Genomic DNA, 14,681 nt, shown 5'->3' with positions numbered 1-14,681 from the left:
TGTTATCCGCCTGTGGAGTAACCCAAGCTATGGCACGTCAGTTCATTTATCATATGGCCGGTCTGAATAAGTCCTATGGCGCCAAGAAGATCCTCGAGAATATCCATCTCTCGTTCTATCCCGATGCCAAAATCGGTATTCTCGGTCCGAACGGCGCAGGTAAGTCGACGGTGCTGCGCATCATGGCTGGCCTCGACAAGGAATATACCGGTGAAGCCTGGCTGGCCGAAGGCGCGACCATCGGCTATCTGCCACAGGAGCCGCAGCTCGATCCCAACAAGACGGTTTTCGAAAACGTCATGGAAGGCGTTGCCAAAAAAACCGAAATCCTCAATCGCTACAACGAATTGATGATGAACTATTCCGACGAGACTGCGGAAGAGGGGGCCAAGCTTCAGGATATCATCGACAGCCAGAACCTCTGGGATCTGGAAAGCCAGGTGGAAATGGCGATGGATGCATTGCGCTGCCCGCCGCGCGATGCCGAAGTCACCAGCCTTTCCGGCGGTGAGCGCCGCCGTATCGCGCTTTGCCGCCTGCTTCTCTCGCAGCCAGATCTGCTGCTGCTCGACGAACCGACCAACCATCTCGATGCCGAGACCATTGCCTGGCTGGAAAAGCACCTGCGCGACTATCCGGGTGCCGTGATGATGATCACCCACGACCGCTACTTCCTCGACAATGTTACTGGCTGGATTCTCGAACTCGACCGCGGCCGCGGCATTCCCTACGAAGGCAACTACTCCGCCTATCTGCAGGCCAAGGCCAAGCGCATGCTACAGGAAGCCCGTGAAGAAGCTGGCCGCCAGAAGGCGATCAGCCGCGAACAGGAATGGATCGCCTCCAGCCCCAAAGCCCGTCAGGCCAAGTCCAAGGCGCGTATCAACGCTTACGAGCAGCTGGTCGATGCTGCCGAAAATCAGCGTCCTGGCGATGCGCAGATCATCATTCCGGTCAGCGAGCGTCTCGGTCAGGTGGTGATCGAGATGGAGGGTATCACCAAGGGTTTCGAAGGCCGCACGCTGATCAAGGATCTGTCGATCAAGCTGCCGCCCGGCGGTATCGTCGGCATCATCGGCCCGAATGGCGCCGGCAAGACGACCCTGTTCAAGATGATCACCGGGCAGGAAAAGCCGGATTCCGGCTCGATCCGCATCGGCGAGACGGTGCATCTCAGCTATGTCGACCAGAGCCGCGACGCGCTTGATGGTAACAAGACGGTATGGGAGGAAATCTCCGGCGGCGCTGAAGTCATCAAGCTCGGCAAGTTCGATATGAACTCGCGCGCCTATTGCGGCGCCTTTAACTTCAAGGGCGGCGACCAGCAGCAGAAGGTCGGCAATCTCTCCGGCGGTCAGCGCAACCGCGTGCACCTGGCCAAGATGTTGAAGTCCGGCGGCAACGTGCTTCTGCTCGACGAACCGACCAACGACCTCGATACGGAAACGCTGGGAGCGCTGGAAAGCGCGCTCGAAAACTTCGCGGGCTGCGCCATCATCATCAGCCACGATCGCATGTTCCTCGACCGCCTGGCCACGCATATCCTGGCCTTTGAGGGCGAAGGCCATGTCGAATGGTTCGAAGGCAATTTCGAAGATTACGAGCAGGACAAGGTCCGCCGCCTCGGCCCCGATGCTCTCAATCCGGGCAGCCAGGCGCATAAGCGACTGACACGATAAGTTTGCTGTCTTTCCGTTATGGAGAAGGAGAACCCCGGCAGTTCACAGGCCGGGGTTTTTCTTTGCGGTAGTGCAGGAAGCATACATTCCCCAGCCGACAAAAAATAACAGATTTCCGACGCCCCACCGGTCTCTATGGCGATTAGTGCTTGCGGAGTTCATTCAAATCACATAAAGATATCTTTATATCTTGATTGGGTGTCGAATGACGGATGTGGTGAAGCTCGGCTTGGATGAAGTTGTGGACGTGCTGAAGGCGGTCGGCGAACCGACGCGGCTACGCCTCATGGCATTACTCGCAGCAAGCGATCTGACCGTCACCGATCTTACCGAAATTCTCGGCCAGTCGCAGCCCCGCATCTCGCGGCATCTGAAGCTGCTTGGCGAAGCCGGCCTGATCGACCGCTATCAGGAAGGCGCTTGGGCTTATTTCCGCTTGAAGCAGGAGGGCAAGGCGGTGACCTTGGCGCGTACGCTTCTGCGCCACACCGCCGAGAAGGACACCGTTCTTCTGCGTGACGGCGAGCGCCTTGCTTCGGTCAAGCGCATCCGTGCCGAACGGGCGCAGGCCTATTTCAGTCGCAATGCCGCCGAGTGGGACGAACTGCGTCGCCTGCATGTCGCCGACGAGGATGTCGACAAGGCGCTGATCGAGCTGATCGGCCCGCAGCCGATCGATTCCTTCCTCGATCTCGGGACGGGTACGGGCCGGATGCTGCAGCTCCTGGCTGGCCACTATCGTCGCGCCGTCGGCATCGATGCCAGCCGTGACATGCTCGCGGTCGCCCGTGCCAATCTCGATCGTGCCAACATCACCGCTGCGTCGGTGCGCCATGGCGATATTTTCAACCTGCCGCTCGAGCAGCAGGATTTCGATCTGATCACCATCCATCAGGTGCTGCATTTCCTCGATCAGCCGGAGATTGCCGTTGCCGAGGCGGCGCGAATGCTGCGGCCCGGTGGCCGGCTCGTCATCATCGATCTCGCGCCGCACGCGCTTGAATATCTGCGCGACGAGCATGCGCATTTGCGTCTCGGCTTCTCGGATCAGACAATATCGGATTGGCTGAAGCTGGCGGGGCTCGATGTCGAGCGCGTGCAGCACCTCCATTCGGAGAGGGAAGGCGGTCCGGCGCTGACAGTCAGTATTTGGCTGGCGCGCGATCCGCGGCTGCTCATGGCCACCGACCAAGGCCACCAGTCGTCCCCCATTCTTGCCGGGAGAGTTTGACATGTCCTCGAGATCCGAAAGTCTTAGTGACGGTATCCGCATCTCCTTCGAGTTCTTTCCGCCGAAGTCGGAGGAAGCGGAGCAACAGCTGTGGGCCACCGTGGCAGATCTTAGCGATTGGGAGCCGGAGTTCGTTTCGGTGACCTACGGGGCAGGTGGCTCGACCAAGGCGCCGACGCTTTCCGCCGTGCGCAAGATGATCCATGAAACACCGTTCACGACGGCATCGCATCTCACCTGTGTCGGCGCAACACGCGAAGATACGCATCGGGTGATCGATGAGTTCCTGGCTGCCGGCGTTCGCCGTTTCGTCGCGTTGCGCGGCGATCCGCCCGGCGGTGTCGGCTCGGCCTACCAGCCGCATCCGGGCGGTTATGCCAATGCTGCCGAATTGGTGGGCGCGTTGCGGGAGCGCGGCGATTTCGATATCTCCGTATCCGCCTATCCGGAAAAGCATCCAGAAAGCCGCGATACGGCTGCAGATATCGACATGCTGAAGCGCAAGGCCGAGAACGGCGCCGACCGGGCGCTGACGCAGTTCTTCTTCGATAATGACGCCTTCGAGCGCTATCATGATCGCGTTCGTGCGGCCGGCATCCGGATCCCCGTTGTGCCCGGCATCATGCCGATCCAGAACCTCACGCAGCTCAAGCGCTTTGCCGGTGCGTGCGGCGCCAGTATCCCGTCCTGGCTTGACGATCGTTTCGATGGTCTGGATGAGAATGTCGAGGAACGCGCCAAGGTTGCTGCGGATGTTGCGGCCGAGCAGATCCAGGATCTCATACGCCGCGGCATTCATGAGTTTCATCTTTATACAATGAATCGCTCGGCGCTCGTCTCAGCCGTCCTTGAGCGGCTGGGGCTTCAGCGCAAGTTGGATGCGCGCGCCGGCGCCGCCGCCTGAGCATTTCGCCCGGTATGAAAAAGCGCATGTCCGGCCCGGGCATGCGCTTTTCTAATAAGGCAGGGGTTTTGTTAGCTTTTCGGAGTTTGATCGTCTGCGAATTTCGTCAAAGCCGTCAGATGAAAAGCATCGTTACGACAAAAGCGAAGGCCGCACCGACCACTAGGACGTTGATGGATCGCGTCAATCCCATGTCTTCCTCCTCAGTCAGCCGTTAAATTTTATGTCGAAAATATGTCGTTTGGAAAGCAAATTCGATGCTGCGACGCGGCATGAGGTTGGTGCTTCGATTCAGATAATCGCGACAGTATTTTGATTTTACTATGAAAATTCCAGTCGCCTGCTAAGTGACGGGTTGTGAATAAGTATTAACATGCTGTGACCGAAGACCACTCGATGGAGCGGCCAATCACGTTGTGCGCGTTCGTGTGCCGTGTTTCATCCATGCATAGAGCCGGCCGTCGAGGACGAGCAGACCCGCGCCGATCAGCACCATGCCGGCGATCTCGGCGAAGCCAAGCCGCTCATCCAGGAACAGGAAGCCAAGCAGAAGTGCGCTTGGCGGCACCAGCAGTGTCACCAGTGAAGCATTCGTGGCGCCGGCAAGCGCCATGATGCGAAAGTAGAGAATATAGGCGAAAGCCGTCGACAGCAGTGCCAAGCCTAGAATAGCCGCGATCGCCGTCGCCGGCGGTGCCGCAAGAGACCAGGGTTGGTCAACGGTCACGGCGACCGGCAGCATGATCAGCGAGGAAGCGGTCAATTGACCGGCCGCAACGACGGGTGGGGCGATGCCCTTGAAGCGTTTGGCGTAGATGGCGGCAAAGCCATAGGAAATCGCCGCGAGGATTGGCAGGGACAATGCCCAGAAGGGAACCGAGCCGCCGGTGGTGACGCTTGGTCCGAGCAGCACTGCCGTCCCGATCAGTCCGGTGAAACAGCCGATGAGCTTCGCTGACGTGAGGCGTTCGTCGGTGGTCAGCTGGTTGCCGATCAGGACGGTCCAGATTGGTGTGGTTGCGTTGAGGATGGAGGCAAGACCGGCGCCCATCTGCGTTTGGCCGAAGAAGATCAGGGTATGCGGCACGGCATTGTTGATGAGCCCCAGCAGGAGGAATTGCCGCCACTGGGTCCGTAATACCTGGTAGATGCCAAAGCGGCCGGCAAGGTAGAGATGCAGCGCCAGCGCCGCCAGAGACAGGCGCAGAAGAACGAGCGTAAAGGGCGGAACATGATGGACCGCAATACGGGCAAAGAAAAACGAGCCGCCCCAGATCAGCCCGAGCAACAGCAGCAGCCCCCAGGTCAAGGCGCTCATCCGGTTTTCGTTACTCATTGTCGTCTCCCCCGTTTCAGCCCATGTAACCCGGGAGAGGGCTGGGGTTCCACCCGTTTTCTGCTCGAATCCGCGGTAGTCGGTTATCGAGGAGCTGGCGGAACTGCGCATAGCAAAAAGGCGGCTCGGAGCCGCCTTTTCGATAGGGATGCAAAAGAGGTCAAAGCGCGTTGAGCAGCGCCGTGGTTGCCCAGCCATCCGCCGGCATGCCGAGGCGGAATTGTTCCTTCTGGATGGCGACGCGCGTACCGGAGCCGAGAATGCCGTCGATCTTGCCGACATCGTAGCCGCGCGCCACGAGCTTGGTCTGAAGCGCCTTCATGTCGACATCGTTCAGGCCTGCCTCAGGCGTGCCTTTGCTATAGGGCGGGGCACCGGCAAAGCGGGTGGCGAAATAGGCGGCCGAGGTCGTGTAGATGAACGACTGGTTCCAGCCGAGATAAGTATTGTAGTTCGGATAGGTCAGGAAGGCAGGCCCTTTGCGACCCTGCGGCAGGATGAGAGCAGCGGGAAGGGAGCCGAAGCTCGTGTTGCCGTCGCGCGGGGTGACGCCGAGCTTGAACCAATCGCCAGCCGTCAGCGTGCCGCCGATGCCGGATTTTTCCCAGGGGAGATTGTCCGGGACTGTTACTTCCTGCAGCCAGGGCTGACCGCGCTGGAAGCCGAGATGCTGGAGGAATCGTGCTGTCGTCAGAATGACGTCAGGTGCGCTGGTCTTGAGGTTGACATGGCCATCGCCATCGCCATCCGTGCCATAAGCGATGATATCGGGGGGCAGCATCTGCGTCTGGCCGATTTCACCGGCCCATGCACCCGTGGTCGTTTCCGGATCAACATCGCCACGCTGCACCAGCTCGATCAGCGCAATCAGGCGCGGACGGAAGAAGTCCGGCCGGCGGCAGTCGTGCGAAAGGGTGACCAGCGCGTTGCGTGTGTTGAAATTGCCCTGAACGGCGCCGAAGTCCGTTTCCATGGCCCAGAAGGCGGTGATGACGCCGGGAGGAACGCCATAGTCCTTTTCGGCCTTGGCGAAGACATCGGCATACTGCTTCATCTTCTGGCGGCCGATGTCGAGGCGGCCCTGGCTGACGGTGCGCTGGGAAAACTCGAGGAAGGTCTGGCGGAAGACGCCCTGACTGCGGTCCATGGCGAGAACCTTCTGGTCGATCTGCGCGCCAGCGAGCGTCTTGTCTGCGGCGGCTGCATCCGCGCCGTCAGCAATCGCCTCGGCCTTCACGCCGGCCAGGAATGCGGTGAGATCGCCACCACAGGCTACTTTTGGAGTGGCGTCGCTGCTAGCGGGCGGCACGGCTACTGGAGCCGCACTTTGAGCCATCGCCGTACCGGTCATGGCTGAAGCGAAGAGCAACGCAAGAGCGCTGCGTCGAATGGTGTGACGATCCATGAGCGATCCTTCCCAGGTGATAGAATAGGGTCGCTTTCACAGAAGATTGTGACATAAGCAAGAGTGAAATGGGCTCAGTCTTAAGAATTTCCCTGCTTCTCTACTGCCGCCACCCAGTTTTGCCAGTTTTGCTCTGAACCGCCGAAAACATTGATATCCGTCGGACCTTTGATGCCGGGTATGACGCCTGTCGAGGTATATTGCCAGAAGGCCCAGCTGCGATCCGCGTAGGTCTCTTTCGGGTGCTTGGCGACCGAGCGGACCCAGAAGTGATAGTCCTTGAAGTAACCGACGAGATTTTCGCGATGGAAATCCACTGATGTATAGATGATCGGGCGCTTGCCGTAATAGGCCTGCAGGCGATCCATAAAGCGCTTGATCTCGCTGCGTACCGTTTCAGGAGCCGGCCTGGTCTTGCAGGTCGGGGAGCCCGGGTTCCATTCAACGTCGACGACGGGTGGAAGCGCCATTGTATCCTTCGGTACATTGCGGATGAACCAATCGGCCTGTTCGTCGGCGGTGGAGCAGAAATAGAAGAAATGATAGGGCGCGTGCAGAAGTCCGGCAGCATTGGCTTCCTGCCAATATTCCGTAAAGCGCGGATCGATCCGGTCCTTACCCTCCGTCGCCTTGATGAAGACGAAGGCGACCCCCGACCCCTTCACCGCCTTCCAATCGATATCGCCCTGCCATTTGGAAACGTCGATGCCGTGGATGGGATGACGCTGCGGATGGTCGCGGCCGAAATCCTGCGGTTTCGTATCGCTGAACCTGGTCTTGGGAAGGGCAGCCGTCGAAAGGGCGTCATAGCCCGTCGTGCAGCCATTCAAGAAGAGGGCGAGCGGCAGTAGACATGCCAGAAGCCGGCGCATGCGTAACCCGTTATGGCGCGAGTGATCTTGCTGCCCCAAGGCTTGGCTTCCGTAATATGGTCCCCGAGAATCCGAAAGAGCGGCAGACCATGCCGTTGTCGGCTGGTCTTGCCACTTTATTCACCATATCAACGTAAAAAATGCGTTATCTTCAAGCAAATTCTTATGCTTGGCGTATTCTTTGACGGATTTTGCGCTGGAATCCGCCGCCGCTCAGATGCCGGGCCTGCTAGCAACAGCGCGCCAGGCATAGCCGCGACCGATCCTTTCGGTCTTCACGGACATGCCGTGTACCTGGGCCTTGTCTTGAAGCACGGTCAGAAGGTCGGCGCGCGGATCGACGTGGAACCTCTTCAACCAACCCTTCAGAAGTGCCCTGAACCAGCGCGGCAGACCTTCCTGCTGGCCGAAATCGACGATATGCAGTTCGCCGCCCGGAGCAACGGCATCGAGCGAAGCATCGATTGCGCTTTTCCAGTCCGGGATCATCGACAGCGCGTAGGAAATCATCACGCGGTCGAACCCGCCGACACCGAAATCGGCGGGCGAAAAGGCAGTAGCGTCGGCAACGCGGAAATCCGGCATCTGCTGCAGACCACGGAAATTATTGCGCGCCGAAATCAGCATTTCCTGGGAGATGTCGAGGCCATAGAAGCGAGCGGAGGGGAAGCGGCGATAGGCGAGCAACATGTTGCGGCCGGTGCCGCAGCCCACTTCCAGGAAGGAGCCGCCGGCAGGCACATTCAGGTGCTCGATCGTGCGGTCACGCCCGAACAGGTAGTATTTGCGGGTCAGATCATAGATGTGGCGCTGATAGCGGTACATGCCGTCCATCAGCTTGGCATGGTTGTTATCGCTGGTTTCTATGCCCGTATCCGCCTGGCTCACGCTTTTTTTCCATAAATGTGGAAGCCGCCGTAGATCGCCGAGCGATCGCGTGCATTGAGCTCCTGCGAACGCTCCTCGAAATAGACCCATTGGTCGCGGATCGCCGGAGAAAGACGACCTTCGATGATGCTCTTTTCGGCGGCCGTGCGGAAGATGACGCGGGCGCCTTCGCGCGCCGTACGGGTAATCTCGGCCCAGAGGCTGTTGAGCTGCTCGTCCGTCATCCAGTCCTGCGCATCAAGCAGGACATAGCGATCGCGCGAGGCGGCCGGCTTCGAGGCCAGAAGCTCGGTGAAATTGGCGTGATGCACGTCGACGCGATCGGCATTGGCGCGGATTGCGGCATAGTGCTCCGGCTTGAGATAGGTCGGCAGTGGACCCTGATGCTGGGCGGCGTAGCGGCGCGCAAACGCCTGCCAGGCAAAATAGTTGTCGCGCATCGGGAAATGACAGGCGAGCTTTTCAAGACGGTGCTTCAGCACGGCAGAAATGGAATCGTCGCCCGCAAGGCTTGCAAGTTCGTCATATTGCTGCGGCGGAATGCCGAGACCGAAGAGCGAGCTCTTCCGGCCGAGCAGCCAGCGAACGGCCCGCTTATCAAAGATCGGAGCGATTTCTTCGTCGAAGAACTGGCGCTGTTCGCGCATGGTGCGGGCTTGCGTCATCTTGTCGAGACGAACGCCATTCAGGCGCGCCAGCACATGGGCCGCGCCGATGAAGCGGCCGAGAAGGCCGGTCTTGTAGATATTGCGATTGAAGACTGTGATCCGGCGGCGGCCATAGAGGTCGCGACCGTCCCAATAGCTGGAGGTCGCCGCGTCGAGGCGCGATGCGATGAACTGGTCGTAGGCCTGGCTGTTGGCGGTAACGCCCGGGGTGCCGAAGAAGCGCACCAGGTCTGCATGGCCGGGTAATAAGCGGAAGGCTGCGAGCTTCAGCTTGTTGAGTGCGATGTGATGACGGTTCAGGTCAACGACATCGATCGAGGCAGGGTTCTGCGAGAGATAGGCGAGCATGTTGCAGCCGCCGGAACCGATGGTGACGATGCGGTGATGCGGCTGAAGCTCCATCGCTTCCATGTCGACATCCGGATCCTCCCAGATTTGCGGATAGACAAGGCCCGAGAACAGCATTCCGAAGAGGCGCTCGGAGAGGCCAGCCTTGGACAGCGCCTTATGCTGCAGGAGAGCGTCCTTGAGTTTCCGGTTCTTTTGGAGACCGGCATCCGGGGCGAATTCCGTCATCTGAGTCTTGTCACCAATTTGTAAGGTTCAGGGCGTGTAACCCGGCAATGCTACAGTCTGATGACGCGGGCTGTTGGCAGATCAGGCGGAAAAGCACCCTTGCACATATTTAAGGTGCCGCAATCATCATAGGCCTTTCATATTGCTGCGTTTCCTGATTGTCTCCGCGTACCTTTTGGAGGGCGTGTGACATGCGTTTGATATCGAGAGTGATCGGGGCTCTTATTGTTTTGCTGCTGATCATTGTCGCCGGCGGAGCCGTCTGGCTTTCCCTTTATCCGCCGGAATTGCTCAAGGTTGGCGATGGCTATGCCGCAAAGATGGTCTGCTCGAACACGTTCGTGGCAAAACGCGATCCGGACAAGGTGCTGGAAGAAGACGTGCAGGCCCCCGGCAATCCTGCGCTGAAACTCATCCGCGTTTCCGTCGATCGCGACGAAGGCGTCGTGACCGCCCGTTTTCTTGGTTTGTTTGCGCCCAATTATGCGCTTTATCGCGGTGCGCTCGGCTGTACGACGGTTCCCGACGGCGATTTGCAGGGAGCGCGCAGGGCCGTCTTCCTGAACAAGATCAAGGCTCCGAAGAGTGATGCGTTATGGCCGGATGGGGATGCGGTCAACGTCGATCAGGGCGAGCAGGGGGCGAAGCTTGCCAATATCGTCACGAACCCGGATCTCGCCGGCCCGGCCATGCGGGCAATCGTGGTCGTCAAGGACGGGCATATCGTCGCCGAGACCTATGGCGACGGCTTCAGCAAGGCGACACCTCTCATCGGCTGGTCCATGACGAAAACCGTCAATGCCGCCATCATCGGTCGCCTGATGCTGGCGGGGCGTATGTCTTTCGACGATCAAAACCTGTTGCCGCAATGGAGCGCGGACGAGCGCAGGAACATCAAGCTCAGCGATCTCCTTGCCATGGAAAGCGGTCTTGTCTTCAACGAGTCCTATGGCAGCGTGTCCGATGTGACACGCATGCTCTATCTCGATCCGGATACGACCAGCGTTCCGGCCGGTGCGCGTCAGGTCGCAGCGCCAGGCGAGCGCTTCAGCTATTCGAGCGGCACGTCAACCCTGCTTTCGCGCCTTTGGATGAATCGGTTGCCCAATCTGAGTGCCGCCATCTCCTATCCGCGAGAAGCGCTTTTCGGACCGCTCGGCATGTACAGCGCCGTTTTGGAGGCCGATGAGCGCGGGACCTTTGTTGGCAGTTCCTATCTTTACGCCAATGCTCGCGACTGGGCGCGTTTCGGTCAGTTCCTGCTTCAGGACGGCGTCTGGAACGGGCATCGGTTGCTTCCTGAGGGTTTCGTCGGCGCCATGCGCACGCCGACAAAGGCGTCGGAAGGCGTCTATTCTCAGGTTCAGGCCTGGCTTGCAGGTCCGGGCGGCTCGAATGCGCAATACGGTCTGCCCGCAGATACTTTCTGGATGAGTGGCCACGACGGCCAGACGGTAGCCATCGTTCCGTCCGCCAATCTCGTTGTCGTGCGGATGGGATTGACGCCGGCCTGGGCGGACTACCGGCCGCAGATCCTGCTGAAACGGATCATGGATGTGATAAAGCCGGCCTCGAACTAGGGCGGGTCCAGGAGCGTTGGCAGCGGTTTTGCCGGGAATTGCGCAAAAACGAAGAGATCGGACGGTTCGGCGCTTCGATGAGACGCTGAACCGTTCCAAGCCGGCTTTCAAAATGCCTTGATGAAATCAGTAATTGCCGTTGGCGACATCTGTCAGGCCCTTGCGCTTGGCATCGTAATAGTAGCCACGTGCATAAAGCTGGACGGCATTGCTTTCCTTGTTTGCGGCCTTGCTGTCTGCCGTCATCCAGGCGCCGCGCAGATATTTTGCGGCGTATTTGATGTTGGTTTCCGCATCGAGCAGGCCGGACGCCGGGCCTTGGTAACCCATGGACTTGGCCGTATTGTACTTGATCTGCATCAGACCGAAATATCCGGCCCGGTTATAGGCCTTCGGATTATAGCGGCTCTCGCGGTGAACAACGCGATGGATCAGCGATTCCGGGATTTCATAGAGCTTGGCATATTTCTGGATGAGCTTTGAGACGTAGCTCTTTTCCTCGGCCGGCACGTCTGAATCATAGTTGGAGGTCGTCGTCGTCACCACTGCGGGAACGACGGTCGGGCCGCTGCTGTCGAAATTGAAGTCATAATGCATGCGGTTGTCCACATAGCGCGGCTGGCCGATCTGTGCTGGCGTCGCGAAAGCGACTTCGGCCTGCGCTTCGGATCCCGGACGCGGCGTCGGCACGGCAACCTGAATGGCGGCAATATCCGACGTCATGGGAATGGTCGGTTCACCTTGCGCGACGGAGGCCGAGACCGGCGTCAGGGCGGCATCGCCGGGGCGTGCCGGATTGGGCATGGGGATTGCGACCACGGAAGGCACGAGCGGCACGTCGGATGCGGCATAGGCCGCGGCTGTCGTGGTATTGGCGGCGGGTGCACCGGTTGCCGCGGCAATTGCGATCGTTCCCTGGTTAGGCGCATTTGCCGCCGGGGTACCGAAACGCGCTTGCGCCGCATCGATCTGCTGCTGGTTCACGGCGCCGGGGGCGGCGTTGACCGAGCCTGGGGCAACGCGGCCGGATTTTGCCAGGGCCACCTGTTGCTGCGGCTGCCGCGGGCCGATGAATGTCGGCGCTACTGCGGCCATTGCCGGGCCGCCCGTAGACGAGGCAGCGCCGGTTGCGGTCAGGGTCGTATTCGGATGCGGCACGTTGGTGTGTGCCGACGGGAGTTCTGCCTGAGACGTCTGCTGCTGAGTGCTTGCGCACCCGGCAAGAGCGCCGCACATCATTGCCGAAAAGGCAACGCTGCGCTTCAGGCTGGGAAATCCGATCGCTACCATTCTGTCACTTTCGAAAAGCCAAACCTAATTTCGATGTAATTCGGCCACAGGACCGCCAAATTCGGTCACAGGATCGATAAAATTATGAATCCCCATTAACCTATCCGTGATCGACCCGCAACCCTGCACAGCCTCAGGCGGCCATCCGGCGGTATCCGGCGGTCACGGCACCGGCGGCAATCAACAGGGTACCACCCGTTCTGTTGACCGCGCGTTGCACGCTTGCCTTGCGGATAAAGCCGCGTGCCATGTCGGCGACGAACACGTAAATGAGCGAATTCAGGGCCGCCAACGTCAGGAAGGTCGCCTCCAAAATAAGCGTTTGCGCAAGAAATGGCTTCGACAGGTCGAGAAATTGCGGCACGAAGGCGATGAAGAACACAATGCTCTTCGGATTGAGTGCCGTTACAACATATGCGTGCAGCATGATTTTTAACGGTTTTTCCTCGGGTAGATTGTCATTGTCGCCCAGCGGACCCGTAACGATCGGCGCTCTCCACAGCTTGATTCCGAGGAAAACGAGATAGGCGGCGCCGATCAGCTTGAGAATCGTGAACAGTGCCGCCGAAGTGGCGAGAAGGGCTCCGAGGCCAGCCAGGGAAGCGGTCATTGCCGTAAAATCGCCCAAAGTGACACCGGTCACGGTGGCCAGGGCCGTCTTACGCCCGTGGCCCAGCGCATAGGATATGACAAGGAGAATGGTCGGACCCGGGATGGCCAGCATGATGCAGGACGCGGCGGCGAAAGCGAGCCAGGTTTCGATGGACATAGAATCCTCCTCTATTCCTCTTCCGCCGCCAGCAAAGACACCGGATTTGCGATCCGTCAATCCGCTTCATCGCAGATCAGGCCGCCTGATTGCGAATCGGGCCGCCTGATCACAGATCAGTCCGATTGATCGTCGATCAATCAGGCTTGTGTATATTTCTGCCCGATATGGTCCATCACGTCGGCGAACCATGGCTGGGTGATGTCGAATGCCTTGCCTCCCTTGATGCGGGGGAATTCGATGGCACGCAGCTTGCCGCCCTGTCCTTCGTCATGGCCGGTGACGCCCGATACCTTGTTGAGCGCACTTTCTACCGCAAGATCGACCATGCCCTGGATCAGGCGGAGATCCTCGCCATTTGCGGGGGCGGAGCGTGCGAAATAGCCCGACTTCTGCACCATGGAGCGTTCGGCGCCGATAATCGCTGCGAACTGCTTCTGGAACCAACCGCCGACATTGATCGTATCGATCTTCACGTGGCCGAAAGCATCGCGCTTGACGGTTTCTCCGGCCGCCTCGCGTTCGGCGACGATGGCGTCGAGACCTGCGCCTTCCGATACGAACAGCGTCACCTGGCCGGTCTTTTCCATGATGGCGCGCAGACGTTCGCCTTCCGCTTCGATGTCGAACAGCATTTCCGGCAGATAAAGGCCGTCGATGCGCTTCAATTCGGCATTCATCATGAAGCCGTCGACGTATTCGTTGGCGCTGCTCTTCTGGATATAGGCGCGCGCCGTTGCGGCCGTCAGCCAGCCGCAGTGGCGGCCCATCACTTCATGAATGACCAATGTGCGCGGCGCGGCAGTCTGTTCGTTGCTGACGTTATCGAAGAAATGCGCGCCGACCTCGGCTGCCGTCCAGGCGCCAAGAGACTGACGGATCGGCACCACATCGTTATCAACGGTCTTCGGCAGGCCGACGACGGTCAGATCATAGCCGTTGGCGCCGAGATAGGCGGCAAGGTCCGCCGCTGTGGTATTGGTGTCGTCGCCGCCGATCGTGTGAAGGATGGTGATGCCGTCGGAAGCCAGTCGCTCGGCTGCGACGCGCAGCGGGTTTTCGCCTTCCTTGACCAGACCGCGCTTGACGCAATCGGCAATGTTGGTGAGCTTGACGCGGCTGTTGCCGATCGGCGAGCCGCCATAGCGGTGCAACAGATAGGCCTGTTCGCGCATGGTCGCGGTCACTTCGATGCTGTCTCCGAGCAGCACACCCTGATAGCCGGAACGATAGGCGATGATGTCGAGATCAGGTGCCACGTCGCTGTAGCGCTGGATCAGCCCGCCAACCGCGGAAGAAAGGCAGGGTGCCAATCCGCCGGCGGTGAGCATTGCGACTTTCTGTTTGGCCATGGAGATCCTCCTTGCAGTCAAGCTGCTTCATTTCAATGGTTGCGGTGGGAATGGATGCGACAGGCAGGCATGGGTGTAAAGTAAAGAATTTAAGAAATTCGCGGTTTGTTTTGCCGCTGGAGGGCAGATCG

At 59.5% G+C, this 14,681-nt stretch carries 12 protein-coding genes; 4 read left to right on the top strand and 8 right to left on the bottom strand.

The annotated features are described in order from the left end of the window. Positions 1 to 29: 29 nt before the first annotated feature. From ettA to metF, 3 genes are all read left to right on the top strand, one after another. Positions 30 to 1,679, top strand: a complete 1,650-nt coding sequence (gene ettA, locus DQ393_RS14990; RefSeq protein ID WP_112342573.1) for an energy-dependent translational throttle protein EttA — start codon at positions 30 to 32, stop codon at positions 1,677 to 1,679. 205 nt (positions 1,680 to 1,884) lie between these two features. Further along, positions 1,885 to 2,910 carry an ArsR/SmtB family transcription factor gene (locus DQ393_RS14985; RefSeq protein ID WP_112342572.1) on the top strand — a complete coding sequence of 342 codons (1,026 nt, stop codon included), beginning with the start codon at positions 1,885 to 1,887 and terminating at the stop codon, positions 2,908 to 2,910. A 1-nt stretch (position 2,911) separates the two neighbouring features. Continuing rightward, a complete protein-coding gene (gene metF / locus DQ393_RS14980) occupies positions 2,912 to 3,814 on the top strand; it encodes a methylenetetrahydrofolate reductase [NAD(P)H] (RefSeq protein ID WP_112342571.1) in 903 nt (300 codons plus the stop codon). 409 nt (positions 3,815 to 4,223) lie between these two features. Here metF and DQ393_RS14975 read toward each other — a convergent pair whose 3' ends face one another. The 5 genes from DQ393_RS14975 to DQ393_RS14955 form a co-directional block, all read right to left on the bottom strand. Further along, entirely contained in the window at positions 4,224 to 5,150 is a 927-nt protein-coding gene (locus DQ393_RS14975) for a DMT family transporter (RefSeq protein WP_112342570.1), read from the bottom strand. A gap of 160 nt (positions 5,151 to 5,310) precedes the next feature. Further along, positions 5,311 to 6,555: a lytic murein transglycosylase gene (locus DQ393_RS14970; protein WP_112342569.1), complete on the bottom strand. Its 1,245-nt coding sequence runs from the start codon at positions 6,553 to 6,555 to the stop codon at positions 5,311 to 5,313. Positions 6,556 to 6,635: 80 nt separating this feature from the next. Next, on the bottom strand, positions 6,636 to 7,427 hold the full coding sequence (locus DQ393_RS14965; protein WP_112342568.1) for a glycoside hydrolase family 25 protein: 792 nt from the start codon (positions 7,425 to 7,427) through the stop codon (positions 6,636 to 6,638). 213 nt (positions 7,428 to 7,640) lie between these two features. Further along, positions 7,641 to 8,315 carry a class I SAM-dependent methyltransferase gene (locus tag DQ393_RS14960; RefSeq protein WP_112342567.1) on the bottom strand — a complete coding sequence of 225 codons (675 nt, stop codon included), beginning with the start codon at positions 8,313 to 8,315 and terminating at the stop codon, positions 7,641 to 7,643. Then, positions 8,312 to 9,559 (bottom strand): DUF3419 family protein, encoded by a 1,248-nt coding sequence (locus DQ393_RS14955; RefSeq protein WP_112342566.1) that lies wholly within the window; start codon positions 9,557 to 9,559, stop codon positions 8,312 to 8,314. The genes DQ393_RS14960 and DQ393_RS14955 overlap by 4 nt, the downstream gene beginning before the upstream one ends. A gap of 191 nt (positions 9,560 to 9,750) precedes the next feature. Between DQ393_RS14955 and DQ393_RS14950 the strand changes: the two genes are divergently transcribed. Beyond that, on the top strand, positions 9,751 to 11,139 hold the full coding sequence (locus DQ393_RS14950; protein WP_112342565.1) for a serine hydrolase domain-containing protein: 1,389 nt from the start codon (positions 9,751 to 9,753) through the stop codon (positions 11,137 to 11,139). Positions 11,140 to 11,265: 126 nt separating this feature from the next. Here the strand turns inward: DQ393_RS14950 and DQ393_RS14945 are convergent, their stop codons facing one another. From DQ393_RS14945 to DQ393_RS14935, 3 genes are all read right to left on the bottom strand, one after another. Further along, positions 11,266 to 12,429, bottom strand: a complete 1,164-nt coding sequence (locus DQ393_RS14945; RefSeq protein ID WP_112342564.1) for a lytic transglycosylase domain-containing protein — start codon at positions 12,427 to 12,429, stop codon at positions 11,266 to 11,268. 133 nt (positions 12,430 to 12,562) lie between these two features. Next, the gene (locus DQ393_RS14940; protein WP_112342563.1) at positions 12,563 to 13,198 is read right to left on the bottom strand and encodes a LysE family translocator; all 636 of its coding nucleotides are present in this window, start codon (positions 13,196 to 13,198) and stop codon (positions 12,563 to 12,565) included. 140 nt (positions 13,199 to 13,338) lie between these two features. Beyond that, the gene (locus tag DQ393_RS14935; protein ID WP_112342562.1) at positions 13,339 to 14,550 is read right to left on the bottom strand and encodes a pyrophosphate--fructose-6-phosphate 1-phosphotransferase; all 1,212 of its coding nucleotides are present in this window, start codon (positions 14,548 to 14,550) and stop codon (positions 13,339 to 13,341) included. Positions 14,551 to 14,681: the final 131 nt, after the last annotated feature.

The sequence above is a fragment of the Martinezella tropici genome (assembly GCF_003287875.1).
Taxonomy (GTDB): domain Bacteria; phylum Pseudomonadota; class Alphaproteobacteria; order Rhizobiales; family Rhizobiaceae; genus Rhizobium; species Rhizobium tropici_C.
This window is presented reverse-complemented; position numbering and strand designations above follow the sequence as displayed.

What these genes read in the sequence shown, in the direction of transcription:
- DQ393_RS14985 (WP_112342572.1), top strand. Translation starts at nt 1,885, where the DNA reads ATGACGGATGTGGTGAAGCTCGGCTTGGATGAAGTTGTGGACGTGCTG.
- DQ393_RS14965 (WP_112342568.1), bottom strand. Translation starts at nt 7,427, where the DNA reads ATGCGCCGGCTTCTGGCATGTCTACTGCCGCTCGCCCTCTTCTTGAAT.
- DQ393_RS14955 (WP_112342566.1), bottom strand. Translation starts at nt 9,559, where the DNA reads ATGACGGAATTCGCCCCGGATGCCGGTCTCCAAAAGAACCGGAAACTC.
- DQ393_RS14970 (WP_112342569.1), bottom strand. Translation starts at nt 6,555, where the DNA reads ATGGATCGTCACACCATTCGACGCAGCGCTCTTGCGTTGCTCTTCGCT.
- DQ393_RS14950 (WP_112342565.1), top strand. Translation starts at nt 9,751, where the DNA reads ATGCGTTTGATATCGAGAGTGATCGGGGCTCTTATTGTTTTGCTGCTG.
- DQ393_RS14935 (WP_112342562.1), bottom strand. Translation starts at nt 14,550, where the DNA reads ATGGCCAAACAGAAAGTCGCAATGCTCACCGCCGGCGGATTGGCACCC.
- DQ393_RS14975 (WP_112342570.1), bottom strand. Translation starts at nt 5,150, where the DNA reads ATGAGTAACGAAAACCGGATGAGCGCCTTGACCTGGGGGCTGCTGCTG.
- DQ393_RS14945 (WP_112342564.1), bottom strand. Translation starts at nt 12,429, where the DNA reads ATGGTAGCGATCGGATTTCCCAGCCTGAAGCGCAGCGTTGCCTTTTCG.
- DQ393_RS14940 (WP_112342563.1), bottom strand. Translation starts at nt 13,198, where the DNA reads ATGTCCATCGAAACCTGGCTCGCTTTCGCCGCCGCGTCCTGCATCATG.
- ettA (WP_112342573.1), top strand. Translation starts at nt 30, where the DNA reads ATGGCACGTCAGTTCATTTATCATATGGCCGGTCTGAATAAGTCCTAT.
- metF (WP_112342571.1), top strand. Translation starts at nt 2,912, where the DNA reads ATGTCCTCGAGATCCGAAAGTCTTAGTGACGGTATCCGCATCTCCTTC.